This is a genomic window from Pelomonas candidula, from assembly GCF_043555985.1.
GTDB lineage: Bacteria > Pseudomonadota > Gammaproteobacteria > Burkholderiales > Burkholderiaceae_C > Pelomonas > Pelomonas candidula.
The window spans coordinates 458,186-472,896 of the sequence record NZ_JBIGIC010000005.1 but is presented as its reverse complement, the minus strand read 5'-3'; the positions used below and the strand labels follow the sequence as shown (position 1 = coordinate 472,896).

The 14,711-nt window shown below is 68.3% G+C and carries 9 protein-coding genes and 1 tRNA gene; 6 read left to right on the top strand and 4 right to left on the bottom strand.

The genetic code is table 11. The features are described 5' to 3' along the window. Positions 1-57: 57 nt before the first annotated feature. Complete coding sequence (locus ACG04R_RS13150; RefSeq protein WP_394410845.1) at positions 58-333, top strand: hypothetical protein; 276 nt, start codon at positions 58-60, stop codon at positions 331-333. Here ACG04R_RS13150 and miaB read toward each other — a convergent pair whose 3' ends face one another. The 4 genes from miaB to ACG04R_RS13130 form a co-directional block, all read right to left on the bottom strand. Beyond that, the gene (gene miaB, locus ACG04R_RS13145) at positions 334-1,698 is read right to left on the bottom strand and encodes a tRNA (N6-isopentenyl adenosine(37)-C2)-methylthiotransferase MiaB (protein WP_394410841.1); all 1,365 of its coding nucleotides are present in this window, start codon (positions 1,696-1,698) and stop codon (positions 334-336) included. Continuing rightward, the gene (locus ACG04R_RS13140; RefSeq protein ID WP_394410838.1) at positions 1,698-2,075 is read right to left on the bottom strand and encodes a hypothetical protein; all 378 of its coding nucleotides are present in this window, start codon (positions 2,073-2,075) and stop codon (positions 1,698-1,700) included. The genes miaB and ACG04R_RS13140 overlap by 1 nt, the downstream gene beginning before the upstream one ends. A gap of 93 nt (positions 2,076-2,168) precedes the next feature. Next, positions 2,169-2,245, bottom strand: a tRNA-Met gene (locus ACG04R_RS13135). A 53-nt stretch (positions 2,246-2,298) separates the two neighbouring features. Further along, positions 2,299-3,960, bottom strand: coding sequence for a GDSL-type esterase/lipase family protein (locus ACG04R_RS13130; RefSeq protein WP_394410835.1), 1,662 nt, complete (start codon positions 3,958-3,960; stop codon positions 2,299-2,301). A 135-nt stretch (positions 3,961-4,095) separates the two neighbouring features. Between ACG04R_RS13130 and ACG04R_RS13125 the strand changes: the two genes are divergently transcribed. The 5 genes from ACG04R_RS13125 to ACG04R_RS13105 all read left to right on the top strand — a co-directional run bounded on the left by ACG04R_RS13125 (position 4,096) and on the right by ACG04R_RS13105 (position 14,638). Next, complete coding sequence (locus ACG04R_RS13125) at positions 4,096-5,445, top strand: TolB family protein (RefSeq protein WP_394410832.1); 1,350 nt, start codon at positions 4,096-4,098, stop codon at positions 5,443-5,445. A gap of 376 nt (positions 5,446-5,821) precedes the next feature. Further along, the gene (locus ACG04R_RS13120; RefSeq protein WP_394410829.1) at positions 5,822-8,992 is read left to right on the top strand and encodes a TonB-dependent receptor; all 3,171 of its coding nucleotides are present in this window, start codon (positions 5,822-5,824) and stop codon (positions 8,990-8,992) included. Between the two features lie 374 nt (positions 8,993-9,366). Continuing rightward, entirely contained in the window at positions 9,367-11,211 is a 1,845-nt protein-coding gene (locus ACG04R_RS13115; protein ID WP_394410827.1) for a rhamnogalacturonan lyase, read from the top strand. Then, a complete protein-coding gene (locus tag ACG04R_RS13110) occupies positions 11,208-12,203 on the top strand; it encodes a glycoside hydrolase family protein (protein WP_394410825.1) in 996 nt (331 codons plus the stop codon). The genes ACG04R_RS13115 and ACG04R_RS13110 overlap by 4 nt, the downstream gene beginning before the upstream one ends. After that, on the top strand, positions 12,203-14,638 hold the full coding sequence (locus tag ACG04R_RS13105) for a glycosyl hydrolase 115 family protein (RefSeq protein WP_394410823.1): 2,436 nt from the start codon (positions 12,203-12,205) through the stop codon (positions 14,636-14,638). Before ACG04R_RS13110 ends, ACG04R_RS13105 begins: the two co-directional genes overlap by 1 nt. The last annotated feature ends 73 nt before the right edge of the window (positions 14,639-14,711 follow it).

The following is a 14,711-nucleotide window of genomic DNA, read 5'->3' as shown; positions in this document are numbered from 1 at the left end:
GGGGCTGGATTGTAGGATTCGCCGCCTTCGCCGCCCCTGACACGGATCAAGCCCGCAATGAGTCCCCTGGATGCTTTCTGGCACATCGCCAATTTGTTCGCGCCTGCCTGGGGCCTGGCGGCGCTGCTGGCGGCGGCGATCAAGCTGGCCTGGTGGCGGGAGGCGAAGCCGCTGCGCTGGTGGCGGCTGTGGGGCTGGGGCGCCACCGGCGGCGTGGCCGCGGTGGTCATCTCGCTGGCCGTGCTGGGGCGAGACGGCCGCATGGCCGGCTACGCCTTGCTGGTGCTGGGCGTGGCCTTGCCGCAGTGGTGGCTGCTCAGCGTCAGGCGTTGATCAGGCGCTGAGCACTTCCTCGGTCGTGATGACCTCGCCGCGCAGCGAGTGCGCGTAGGCGGTCGTGATGCGCACGTCCACCAGTTGGTTCATCAGCCGCGGCGAGCCGGGGAAGTTGACGATGCGGTTGCACTCGGTGCGGCCCATCAGCTCGCTCGAATCCTTGCGGGCCGTGCCGGTGACGAGGATCTTCTCGACCTTGCCGACCATGCCCTGCGAGATCGTCAGCGCGTGGGCCTCGATGGCGGCCTGCAGCTCCTGCAGACGCTTGACCTTGACCTCGTAGGGCGTCGTGTCCTCCAGCGCGGCGGCTGGCGTGCCAGGGCGGGGGCTGAAGATGAAGCTGAAGGACGCGTCGAAGCCGACGTCGTGTACCAGCTTCATCAGCTTGGCGTGGTCTTCATCCGTCTCGCCGGGGAATCCGACGATGAAGTCGCTGGCCAGGCGCAGGTCCGGGCGGATGGCGCGCAGCTTGCGCACGATGCTCTTGAATTCCAGCGCCGTGTAGCCGCGCTTCATCGCCATGAGGATGCGGTCGCTGCCGTGCTGTACCGGCAGGTGAAGGTGGTTCACGAGTTGCGGGATCTTGCCGTAGGCCTCGATGAGGCGCGGGCTGAACTCGTTGGGATGGCTGGTCGTGAAGCGCAGGCGGCGGATGCCGGGGATCTCGGCCGCGTATTCCAGCAGCAGGGCCAGGTCGGCGTACTCGGCGGTGTCGCCCATCTTGCCGCGGTAGGCATTGACGTTCTGGCCGAGCAGGTTGATCTCCATGACGCCCTGGTCGGCCAGGCCGGCGATCTCGGTCAGCACGTCGTCGAACGGGCGCGAGACCTCCTCGCCGCGGGTGTAGGGCACCACGCAGTAACTGCAGTACTTGGAGCAGCCTTCCATGATGGACACGAAGGCCGAGGCGCCCTCGACCTTGGCCGGCGGCAGGTGGTCGAACTTCTCGATCTCGGGGAAGGAGATGTCGACCTGCGGGCGGCGCTGCTCGCGGCGGGCTTCCAGCATGGCGGGAAGGCGGTGCAGCGTCTGCGGGCCGAAGACGACGTCCACGTAGGGCGCGCGCTCGATGATGGCCGCGCCCTCCTGCGACGCGACGCAGCCGCCGACGCCGATCATGACGCCCTTGGCCTTCAGGTGCTTCACGCGGCCGAGGTCGCTGAAGACCTTCTCCTGCGCCTTCTCGCGCACCGAGCAGGTGTTGAACAGGATGAGGTCGGCCTGCTCGGGGTCGTCGGTGGGCGTATAGCCCTTGGCGGCGCCCAGCACGTCGGCCATCTTGTCCGAGTCGTACTCGTTCATCTGGCAGCCGAAGGTCTTGATGTAGACCTTCTTGCCGGTGTCTTGATCGCTGCTGCTCATCACTTGGTCCAGGTCTGGCTGCCGGGATCGAACTTCCAGCTCGCGGCTTCGGCGCGGGTGGTCGGCCAGGGCTTGTTGGCGAGTTCGACGCTGTTCAACACCCACACGTCCATCAGCAGGCCGGTGCTGGCCTCGACCGTGTAGTGCACGGTGAGCCTCTGGTTGACGAGGGAGGCCGGCTGCGCGAGCAGGTTGTCGGCGTTGCGGATGCGGCCGCCGGGCGCGAGGCGGGCGGCCTGGCCGTTCAGCGTCATATCGGGGTACTGCGTGACGACGAGGTCGCCGCGCAACGCATTGACGGGGAAGGAGCGGTGCGTCTGGGCCTGGGCGGCCAGACTGCTGACGGCGAGCATCAGCGGGAGAACACAGCGGTACATGGCATGTCCAGTGGCTGCGAAACAGCGGCCACTTTGCATGACCGCCGCGGAAATGAAAACGGCCCGAGCTGTGTGCTCGGGCCGTTCGGGTTTTGGTGGCGCTTCAGGGACTCGAACCCCGGACCTGTGGATTATGATTCCATCGCTCTAACCAACTGAGCTAAAGCGCCTGAGCCCGCTATTCTAAGCGAACTTTTTCAGGCTTTGCAAGCGTTCTTGAAAATCAAGGTGCGGCGGGCTTCAGGAAGGCCTGCAGCGGGCTGCCCGGCAGGCGCTTGAGGCCTTCGACGACCTGGGTGGCGTTGAACACCGCGCCGGTGTCGTTGGTGTGCGTGCGGGCATCGGCGAAGAAGCTCGCCACCTTCTCGGCGCCGATGCTGCGGTAGGCCTCGGTGACCCGCATCGTCAGGTCGATGAACTGGGCGCCGTTGGCGCGGGCGACCTGTTCACCCCAGGCGGCGTAGTTCTCGAAGTCGCGCGGCACGTTGGCCTGCCAGCGGTCCTTGTGCGGGATGGGCGACAGCACGACGACGTTGGCGCCCTTGGCCTTGGCGTCGTTGATGTAGCGGGCGAGGTACCAGCCGAAGCTCTGCACCATCTCCTTCGTGCCGTCGGGGCGGGTGTCTTCGATCGTCTCGGGCCCGATGCCGGGCACGGAGCCGCGGTTCTTGCCGGCGGGGTCACCGATGCGGGCACCGTCGTTGTGGCCGAACTGGATCAGCAGCGTGTCGCCTGCTTTCAGCTGGTCGAGCACCGAGGCCCAGCGACCTTCGGTGAAGAAGGTGCGGCTGCTGCGGCCGCCGATGGCGTCGTTGACGATGTTGATGCGCTGCGTGTCGAACAGCGCGCCGATGCGCTCGCCCCAGCCGTAGGCACCGCCCTGGCCGCCGCTGCGCACGGTGGAGTCGCCGATCATGACGAGGCTGGGCAGCTTCGGGTCTCGCGGCGCCTCGACCTTGACTTTGCGGGCGTCGACCACCGGGCGGTCGTCGCTGCCGTCCGGTGCGAAGCGGCGCAGGTAGACGTTGTCCGGCAGCACCTTGTTCTGGATCAGGCCGGCGATGACGAGCTGGGCGTTCACGGCTGCGCCGAGCCAGTTGGTGTGCACGGTCTCCTGCGGCGTGTCGGCGGGGAAGAGCTTCTCCACCTCGGCCTTGCCCAGCGCCTCGTAGCGCTGGGCGCCCCACTCGTTGAGGTCGATGAAGGCGACCTTCTCCTGCCTGGCAACCTCCGCGGCCCAGGCGGCGAAGTTGCCACCGGCCCGCGTGACCTTCACGCCATCGGCCTCCCAGCGCTTGCGGATGATCGGCGAGCAGATGACGGGTGTGGCGCCGGCCGCGCGGATCTCGGCGATGTAGCCGCGCAGGTAGCCGCCGTAGGTGTAGACGGTCTCGGGCTTGCCGGTCAGCAGGTTGGTGATCTCTTCCTTCTCGGGGCCGGTGCCGCGCAGAACGCCGCGGGCGCGGCTGTTGTCGTTGACGGGGCTGGCGTCGTTGTGGCCGAACTGCATGACGACCCAGTCGCCCTTCTTGATGAAGGGCTTGGTGCGGCCCCAGTGGCCGCTGGTGCGGTAGGTGCGACTGCTCAAGCCGCCGACGGCGCGGTTGACAACGTTGATCTTGGTCAGGTCGAAGTAGGTGGCGATGGGGTTGCCCCAGCCCCACTGACCTTCGGGGCCCTTGCCCTGGCCGTCGTCGCGGCCGTTGCGTACGGTGGAGTCGCCGATGAGGATCAGCGATGGCAGGTCGGGCCGCGCCGGCTCGGGCAGCGTGACCTGCGCGCGCGCGGGGTCGGTGGTGGCGGTGAACTCCTGCGCGTGCGTTTGAGCCAGCGGCAGGGCGAGCAGCAGCGCCGCGACGGCGCGTCGAGTGGGCTTGGCAATCATGGCGCGGATGCTAGGAGCAGCCGGGCCGTGCAGGCCGGCCGGGACGGCGCAAGTTGTTGAGCGATTGGGGCGCAGCAACATCGGGCAACGTTGCCGCTCCTAGAGTCTCGGCCACTCTGATTTCGTTACCACGTCATGTCGTTCCGTAAAACCTCCTTGCTGCTGAGCCTGCTGCTGGCCGTGGCGCCCGTGTGGGCCCAGATCGGCCAGCGCTTTCCGTCCGAGAAGCGCGTCGTCAACGACCCCGTCACCGGCACGCCGCTGACCTTCCTGACCACGCAGCCGCACGGCGACTCCAAGATCTACCCCAGCCATCCGCAGTGGACGGCCGACGGCCAATGGCTGGTGTTCCGCTCCAACCGCGTGAAGGGCGAGGCCATTGCCGTCAACGAGGCCAGCGGCGAGATGGTGCAGGTCACCGAGGGCGGCTACGACGGCATGCTCAACCTGTCGCAGTCGGGCGGCAACAAGCTCTACTTCCTGCGCAAGGCGCCGGGTGGGGCGCCCAAGGTCATGCAGGCCGTCGAGGTCGACCTGGACCGCGTGTTCGCCGACAGCAAGGCCGGCGCGATGAAGCCGGCCAGCAGCTACCAGCGCGTCTTTGCCACGCTGCCGGCCGAGCTGGAAGCCGTGGGCGACAACGCGCTGGACGCCGATGGCCAGTGGTTCTACTTCCGCATCCAGGGCAAGGCCTACGCCGGTGCCAGGCTGCCGGCCGGCACGAAGATCGAAGCACCGTTCGGCCCGCGCGGCATGGGCGCCGGCCCGCACGCCATCGGCAAGATCAACGTGAAGACGGGCGAGATCAAGCACGTCGTCTCCGTGCCCTTTCAGATCGGCCACATCCAGTCCAACCTGTGGAACCCGGGCGAGCTGGTGTTCAGCTGGGAGACCGGCGGCAAGTCGCCGCAGCGGACGTGGACGGTCAAGGGCGATGGCACGGGCCTGCGCCCGCTGTACCCAGAGGCGCCCTACGAGTGGGTGACGCACGAGGCCGTCATCGGCAAGGACGAGGTGGCGCTCGCCATCATGGGCCATCGCGCCATCCCGGGTGTCGTCGATCCGACCCGCGCGGCGGGCACGGCCGTGGAAGGCGCCAACCCGGGCCAGGACGATGCCTGGGGCAACACCGGCACGCGCGAGAAGCCCACGGGCCTGGCCATCGTCAACCTGCGCACCCGCGAGGTGAACCTCGTCGGCCAGACGCCATCGGGCAGCGGCCTGTGGCATGTGCACGGCTCGCCGGACGGCCGTTTCGCGACCGGCGACGACTTCGGTCGCAGCCTCTACCTGATCGACCGCAAGACGCACGAAATGATCGTGCTGACCGCCGGCCACAAGACGACGGCGCGCGACCACATCCACCCGACCTTCAGCCCGGACGGCCGAAAGATCGAGATCCAGTCCGCGATGCTGGCCGCGGATGGCCGCGAGATGAATATCTGCATCGTGCCGGTGCCGCAGTCCTGGCTGGACAGGAAGTAGTAATTCGACCGGATTGGTCGGGTATCTGGAAGTATTTTCGGATTTCGAATTTTGATATTCGAAATACTTCGCCGGCGGCACGGGGTATCTGCCTTAATCGCGCTGGATGCCTGCTCGCGCCGTGGTCCCTGCGGCGCGTCATTGCTCACGGCGTTGCGTGCATCGCACAGGAAGGCGGCTCGATGGGCGGCTTCCGCTCACGGGTTTGATTGAAACCCTGCGAGTCCAGGGTTAACGCGAAGTGGAAGCAATCACTGTGGTGATTCTTTTTTGCGCGGTATACACATGCCGAAACCCGGCCCCTAGACTGACTTCTCGGGGCAATACAGGAGGCGCACAAGCGCCCGGCTGTCGATATTCTGGAGATGTGAATTAAATGTTGAACAAGAATCACGGTTTCGCGCCCGTTTCGCGTTGGACGCCGCTGGCCCTGGCCATCTCGGCCGCCCTGGCCAGCCAGGCCCATGCCCAACAAGCCGCGGCGCCCGCCGCTGCTGCGTCTGCACCGGTTGCCGCAGCCGAGAAGCCCTCCGCCAAGGCTGCCGATACCAACCAGCTGGAAACCGTCGTCGTCACGGGCATCCGCCGCTCCATCCAGAGCGCCATCGACCGCAAGCGCAACGGCTCCACGGTGCAGGACAGCATCGTCGCGGAAGACATCGACCAGTTCCCGGACAAGAACGTCGGCGAGGCGCTGTCGCGCATCACCGGCGTGCAGCTGACGCGTTCGTTCGGCGAAGGCTCGCAGGTCGCCATCCGTGGCGTCGAGCCGGACCTGAACCGCATCGAGATCAACGGCCAGTCGGTGCTCAGCACCAACGGCACGGCCGGCCGTGGTGCAGAACTGCGCGAGCTGCCTGCCGAACTGATCGCCTCCATCGACGTCATCAAGGGCTCCACGGCCGACCTGACCGAAGGCGGCATCGGCGGCTCCGTGATCATCAAGACGCGCAAACCGCTGGACTTCAATGAGCGCACCATTGCCGGCACGCTGTCGGCCGAGCAGGGCAGCCTGCGCGGCGGCGCGCAGCCGCGCGGCTCGCTGCTGCTGGCCGACCGGTTCTTCGACAAGAAGCTGGGCCTGATGGCCAACCTGATCTATGACGAGGTCTACACGCGTGGCGACTACTCGCGCAACACGTCGTGGACCTTCCTGCGCGACTGGGACGGCTCTGCCGACAAGACGGTAACCAGCACCAATCCCACGGCTGCTGCCGTGACCACCCAGGCGGGCTGCAGCGCGCTGACCGGCGCGGACAAGACGGCCTGCCTGACGCAGTGGTACGACTACGCGCCGCGCATCTCGCGCTACGGCATCTGGACGCGTGACCACAAGCGTTCCTCCGCGGAACTGACTGCGCAGTACGAGTTCTCGAAGAACTTCGACGCCTTCGCCAGCTACCAGACGAACAAGCAGGCGCAGCGGCTGAACGACATGAACTACGGTACCGACTTCACCGCCACGACGCGGCTGTCGAGTGCCGGCAAGGCACCGGTCTACGCCGCCAACGGCACTGTGGCCACGGCGGGCACCTGCACCGCCATTGCAGCCTCGGGCACGCCGGCCGGCATGGTCGTCACCGACCACCAGGTCACGCAGTACACGGTGGGCAACTGCCTGAACGTCGCCGGCCAGGGCGGCCAGGGCGCCTTCAGCACCGGCGCGCGCGACTTCAGGCTGGACGTCGAGTCCAAGTACGCCTCCACCGGCTTCAAGTACAAGAACGACAAGTGGCGCATCGAGGGCCTGGCGTCCGACGCCAAGTCCACGTACGAGAGCGAAAGCAACCAGATCGTGCTGACGCAGAACGCGCCGGGCCTGGTCGTCACGCTGGACAGCCAGCACCTGCCGCATTTCACCTTCCCGAGCGGCTACAGCCCCGACGACGCCAGCTCCTACGTGCAGGCCCAGATGCAGTACCGCCCCTCGGCGACGCTGAACAACGAGCACATGGGCAAGCTGGACTTCCAGTACAACTTCGACCACCCGTTCTTCCAGAGCCTGTGGTTCGGCGGCCAGACGCGCCAGTCGGGCTCCAAGCAGTACAACGGCGGCGGCTACATCGTCCAGAACAACGGCTCGTTGAGCAACACCGAGGAGGCCGTGGACATCAACGCCCGCGGTGCCAACGTCAACGCGACCATCGTCTACGACCCGCTCTACACCGGCACCGCCCAGCGCCCCAACGACACGCAGACCTTCATCAACAGCGGCTACACGACGTCCTACGTCACCAGCGCCAAGATGCAGGAGATCGTCAACAAGATCCGCACGACGTCGCCCGGTACCTTCTTCAGCGGCTACGGCAACATCAGCAACATCCCGACGAACTGGACGTCGCCCAACTACGCGGCTGCCGCCGCTTCGGGCTACTTCGACACCAGCTCCTTCAACCGCAAGTACCTGTACGAGACCATCGGCAGCGACGGCAAGGTCTACCCGCAGATCCCGGCCTTCGAGGTCAAGGAGAAGGTCGACGCCGGCTATGTGCGCCTGGACTGGGGCACCGAGGTCTTCGGCCTGCCGCTGGACGGCAACGTGGGCGTTCGCTACACGCGCACCAACGAGCAGTCGACGGGCATCCAGACCTTCAAGCAGCGCGTCGAGAAGTCGCCTGGCAGCTCGACCTATGACGATCGCACGCTCAGCAACACCGTCGTCACCCGCGACAACACCTACAACGACGTGCTGCCCAGCCTGAACACGACGTTGCAGCTGATGAACGGCAAGCTGCTGGTGCGCGGCGGCTGGGCCAAGGTCATGGCCCGCCCGGCCATCGACCTGCTGGCGCCCAACATCTCCTGCACGTACAACAGCGGCAACACCCAGTTCGGCGGCGACGGCACGGACGACTGCACGGCCGGCAACCCCGACCTGAAGCCCTACCGCGCCACCAAGTACGACCTGAGCTTGGAGTTCTACCCCAGCCGCGACACGCAGGTCAGCCTGGCCACCTTCCGCACTGACATCAAGACCTACATCCGCAAGAACGTGACGCTGTACGGCGTGGACATGCTGGGCGACGGCAAGACCTACGACGTGACCACGTCCATCAACGGCCAAGGCGCGCGCACGCAGGGCATCGAACTGGCAGGCCGCACGGCGCTGACCTTCCTGCCCGGCTGGCTGAGCGGCTTCGGTGTGGACGCCAACTACACCCGCATGGCCTACCACTACTCGGCCGGCAACGAGCTGCTGAACCCGCTGGACAACTCCGTCCTGCCCTACCCGGGCATGTCGAAGAACGCCTACAACCTGGGCCTCTGGTACGACAACGGCGAGTACAACGCCCGCCTGGCCTACAGCTACCGCGACAAGTACTACACGGGCTCCAACGACGTGTCGGGCAACCCGAACTTCCTCGACGCCACCGGGTACCTGGATGCCAAGTTCCAGTGGAAGGCCACGAAGAACCTGACGTTCGCCGTCGAGGCCAAGAACCTGACCAACCAGGCCGAGCTGAGCTACGCGGGCGACCTGTCGCGCCCGAACGAGCTGGCCTGGTCGGGCCGTCGCTACTACATCACGCTGGGCTACAAGCTCTGAGGAAACGCGGATGAGCCAGCGTGGCCCATCCCGTTTCCCCGATCTCCGGGCGTTGGCCGGCAAGGCCAATCCTGTTGCGCCTGAATTTCAGGTGCCGGGCCCCTCAGGGGCCCTTTTTTTTTACCCCTCGCCCAGACCGCCGCGCTGGACGCGGGCGGTCTGGTCGGGACCGCTCTGCGGCCAGCGGCCGCAGAGCTTCGGCAGGCACAGGCCGTCCACTGGACGCCCCGTGTCCGGCCTCAGCCCCCGAGGGGACGGCGATGCTCGCGGCGTCGAGCCGCGAGCACATCGCCCAACGGGCCGGCTTGGGAGCGGCCCGGCGCTCGGCTCGATGCCAGGCACTACGGCCGCGGAACGAGGAATGGAAGGTTGATATGACCGGTGCTTCGTTGATCTTCAGAGTGGTGTGCGGCCTGCTGCTGGCCGCGACTACGGCAGCCCACGCCGACACGCGGCAGATGGAGAAGCTCGACCGCGGCGTCGTCGCGTTGACGACGTCCAGCGGCGTTTTCGTCGGCTGGCGGTTGCTGGGCACCGAGCCGGCGGGCGTGCGGTTCAACGTCTACCGTGACGGCCGGCGCGTCAACGCCGAGCCGCAGGCACTGACCAACCTCGTCGATGCGCAGGGGCACGCCGACAGCCTCTACACGGTGAGCGCCGTCGTGGGCGGCAAGGAACTGCCGGCCTCCGCCGCGGCCATGCCGTGGAGCCAACCCTATCTGCGCGTGCCGCTGCAGAAGCCCGACGGCGGCGTGACGCCCGACGGCCAGGCCTACACCTACGAGGCCAACGACGGCTCGGCCGCCGACCTCGACGGCGACGGCCAGTACGAGCTCATCGTGAAGTGGCAGCCCACCAACGCGCACGACAACTCGCACAAGGGCACCACCGGCCACACCTTCGTCGATGCCTACAAGCTGGACGGCACGCGGCTGTGGCGCATCGACCTGGGGCCGAACATCCGCGCCGGCGCGCACTACTCGTCCTTCCTCGCCTACGACTTCGACGGCGACGGCAAGGCCGAAGTGATGATGAAGACGGCCGACGGCACGGTGGATGGTGCCGGCAAAGTCATCGGCGACGCCAAGGCCGACTACCGCAACGCCGCCGGCTACGTGCTGGCCGGCCCCGAGTTCCTGACCGTCTTCAACGGCCTGACCGGCGCGGCGATGGCGACGACGAACTACGTGCCGGCACGCGGCGACGTGAGCGCCTGGGGCGATGGCTACGGCAACCGCGTCGACCGCTTCCTGGCCGGCGTGGCCTATCTGGATGGCAGGCGCCCCAGCGCCGTGTTCTCGCGCGGCTACTACACGCGTGCCGTGCTCGCCGCCTGGGACTGGCGCGAAGGCAAGCTGAAACAGCGCTGGGTGTTCGACAGCGACAGCGACGCCGAGAGCAAACCCGCCGCAGGGCAGGGCGCGCACTGGTTCTCGGTGGCCGACGTCAACGGCGACGGGCTGGACGACATCGTCTACGGCGCCGCCACGATCTCCGGCACGGGCAAGCTGCTCTACAGCACCGGCCTGTGCCATGGCGACGCGCTGCACGTCAGCGCCTTCGACCCCACACGCGAAGGCCAGCAGGTCTTCATGGTGCACGAGAGCCCGCGCTGCTACGGCGAGCACGGCCTGGAGATGCACGACGCGGCCACCGGCAAGCTGCTGTGGAGCATGTCCGGCAACAGGACCGACGTGGGCCGCGGCGTCTGCTTCGACATCGATCCCGCGTACCCGGGCGCGGAGTGCTGGGGCGCTGTCGGCGGCCTCATGAGCGCCAGCGGCAAGCTCATCAGCGAGCAGCATCCCAGGCGCATGAACTTCGCCATCTGGTGGGACGGCGACCTGCTGCGCGAATCGCTGGACGGCACGGCCATCGACAAGTGGAACCCGGCCCGGTTCAAGTTCGAGAACATCCTCGACGGCAGGGCCTATGGCGCGGTGTCCAACAACGGCACCAAGGCCAACCCGGTGCTGTCGGCCGACCTGTTAGGCGACTGGCGCGAGGAGGTCGTCTGGCGCAACGAGGACAGCACAGCGCTGCTGATCTTCTCGACGGCCACGCCGACCGAGCACCGCCTCGTCACGCTGATGCACGACCCGCAGTACCGCGTGCAGGTCGCCGCCCAGAACGCCGGCTACAACCAGCCGCCGCACACCAGCTACTACCTGGGCCACGGCATGAAGCCGCCCCGCTACCTGCAGATCACGACGCCATGAAGTTCACCGCTGCCCTGTTGTTGACGCTTGCCGCGCTGTCCGGCTGCGCGAGCGTCGAACCCGCCCCGCGCCCGCTGTACCGCGACCCGGTGCTGGACGGCGCGGCCGACGTGTCGCTGGTCTTCAACCGTGGCCTCAAGCGCTGGGAGATGTTCTACACGAACCGCCGCGCCACGCTGCGGCTGGACGACCCCAAGGACGTGAGCTGGGTGCACGGCACGCCCATCGGCATCGCGACGACGGACGACGGCAACCACTGGCGCGCGGCCGGCGAGGCGAGCTTCCCGGCCGAGTGCACCGGCGCCACGCTGTGGGCGCCCGAGATCCAGGACTTCGACGGCGTCTACCACCTGTGGCTGACTATCGTGCCCGGCATCCACAAGAGCTGGACCGGCGAGCGCCGCATCGAGCACCTGACCAGCACCGACCTGCGCCACTGGCAATGCGCCGGCCGCGCCGACCTGGGCTCGCCCAAGGTCATCGACGCCTCCGTCATCCGCGCACCGCAGGGCGGCTGGCGCATGTGGTTCAAGGATGAGCAGGGCGGCAGCAAGCTCAAGGTGGCCGACAGCCCCGACCTGAAGACCTGGACCGTGCGCGGCCCCGTCAGCCAGCTGCCCGGCGAGGGCCCGACGGTGTTCCAGTTCGCCGGCAAATGGTGGCTGGTGGCCGACCTGTGGAAAGGCCTGCTGGTGCTGCGTTCCGACGACGCGCAGAACTGGGAGGAGCAGCCTGCGCGGCTGCTGGCCGATATCGGCCAACACCCCACCGACCGCGCCAAGGGCCAGCATCCGGGCGTCACCGTCGTCGACGGCCGCGCCTACATCTTCTACTTCACGCACCAGGGCGGCGAGCCCGAGGCGAAGACCGACGACCGTTGGCACCAGCGCACCGTCGTCCAGGTGGCCGAGCTGCAGCTGAAGGACGGCTGGCTGACGGTGGACCGCAACGCGCCGCCGCCGGACCTGCGCGCGGCGTTCAGGGCGCGGTGATGCGCAAGGCGCTGCTGACCCTGTTGTGGGGCCTGGCCGGCGTGGCGCATGCGGGCCTTGCCGTCGACACCCAGCCCACGCCTGGCAGCCTGCCGCTTGATGGCGCCGTCATCGTCGCGGCGCCGGGCGCCGACCCGCTCGAAGCCTTCGTTGCGCAAGACCTGGCCGACGACCTGAAGCGTCTCGGCCTGCGCGCCAGCGTCGGTGGCAAAGGGGCGGTGCAGATCTGGGTTGGCACCGCCGGCCACCATCCGCGCATCGACGCGTCGGGCCTGGACCTCGCCAGGCTCCAGGGCTGCTGGGAATGCTTCCAGATCGCGCTGCTGCGCAACCCGGCACCCGGCGTGAGCCAAGCTCTCGTCATCGTCGGCGCCGACCGCCGTGGCACGGCCTACGGCGTCTACACGCTGAGCCAGGCGCTGGGCGTGTCGCCGTGGGTCTGGTGGGCCGACCTCGCACCGGTCAAGCGCGGGCCGCTGCATGTGTCGCTCAGCGAGCCGCTGCAGGACGGACCCGCCGTCAAGTACCGCGGCCTGTTCATCAACGACGAGGACTGGGGCCTGCAGCCCTGGGCCGCGCACACCTTCGAGCCCGAGGCCGGCACCATCGGCCCGCGCACCTACGAGCAGGTCTTTCGCCTGCTGCTGCGCCTGAAGGCCAACACGCTGTGGCCGGCCATGCACCAGGTGTCCGGCGCCTTCAACGCCGACCCGCGCAACGCCGAACTCGCGCAGCGCTACGGCATCGTCATGGGCTCGTCCCACGCCGAGCCCCTGCTGCGCAACAACGTCGCCGAGTGGAAGGCGCCGCCCGGGCAGTACAACTACGCGACGCACCCGGCGCTGGTGCGCGACTACTGGGCCGAGCGCCTGAAGACGAACGGCCGGTTCGAGAACCTCTACACGCTGGGAATGCGCGGCATCCACGACAGCGGCATGCAGGGCGGCGGCACGGTGGCCGAGAAGCAGGCGCTGCTGAACCGGCTCATCGCCGACCAGCGCGAGCTGCTGCGCCAGCACGTCGGCGATCCGGCCCAGCTGCCGCAGATCTTCGTGCCGTACAAGGAAGTGCTGCCGCTGATGACCACGCCACCGGGCCTGGCGCTGCCCGACGACGTGACGCTGGTCTGGCCCGACGACAACTTCGGCTACCTGCGCCAGTTCCCCGACGCCGCGCAGGCCAAGCGCCCGGGCGGCTCGGGCGTGTACTACCACCTCAGCTACCTCGGCGCGCCGCTGTCCTACCTGTGGCTCAGCACGACGCCGCCGGCGCTCGTCGCCGAGGAGATGGGCCGTGCGTGGGACGCCGGCGTGCAGAGGTTGTGGATGGTCAACGCGGGCGACATCAAGCCGGCAGAGGTCAACCTCGGCCACTGGTTCGACCTGGCCTGGAACCCGGCCGCCGTGCGTGCGCAGGGGCAGGGCGAGTACCTGCGCGAGCTGGCCCTACGGCTGTTCGGCGTCGAGGATATCGGCGCAGAAATCGCCACCATCTGGGACGGCTACTACCGCCTCAACTTCGAGCGCCGCCCGGAGCATCTGCAGTTCTTCCTGCCCGGCGAGAAGCCGCGCCGCAGCGGCCTCGCGCCGGGCGCCGTCAACGAGCGCCTGACCCGCTTCGCCCAGCTGCTGTCGATGCTGGATGCCGTGCGCCCGCGCATCGCTGCGGCGCAGCGCGACGGCTTCTTCCAGCTCGTCGAGTACCCACTGCGCGCGTCGGCGCTGGCCAACGAGCGCTTCTTCGCGCTGGAGCGCTACGCCGCGACGCTGGAGCGCGACCCGGCCGCCGCCCGCACCGTCGCCGCGCAGGCCGTTCATGCCGACCAGCGCCTGAAGGCCCTGACCGCCCGCTACAACGCCGGCCGCTGGGCCGGCATCCTCGCTGAGGAGCCGGCCGACGGCCTGTGGACCAGCTACCGCCAGCAGGCTCCGTTGCTGCCCGCGCCAGGGCTGGGCGGCAGTGCGCCTGACGCGCTGCGCGACCTCGGCACCGCGTCCGCCGATCTCGCGCCGCGCCCCCTCGCCGAGCCCGCCGCGCCGTTGCTGCGCGTCACGGCCGACGGCGGCTGGCGCCGCGTGCCCGGCCTGGGGCGCGGTGACGGCGTGCTCGTCGCACAGCAGCCCGGCGCCACGCTGACGCTCACGGCCAACGCGCCCGATGGCCCCAGCTGCCTGCACGTCCACGTGCTGCCCACCTATCCGCTGCATGCCGGCGAGCCCTGGCAGGCCGAACTGACCGTCGACGGACAGACACACGCGCTGCGCTGGCCGCGCGGCGGGCAGGACGCCGCCTGGGGCCGGGGCGTGCTCGCCAACCGCCTGACCGCGACACTCACGTTGCCCACCCCGCCCACCGCTCCGCTGCGCCTGAGCGCCGGCCAGCGTGATTTGATGTTCGACGGCGCCGAACTGCTGACAGGCGCGTGCGCGCCTTGAGGGATAGCTAGCGCCTTTGTGCGTGGACAGCGATGGCATAGTCCGCCCCCGTTGCCGCCACACTTTTCCCACG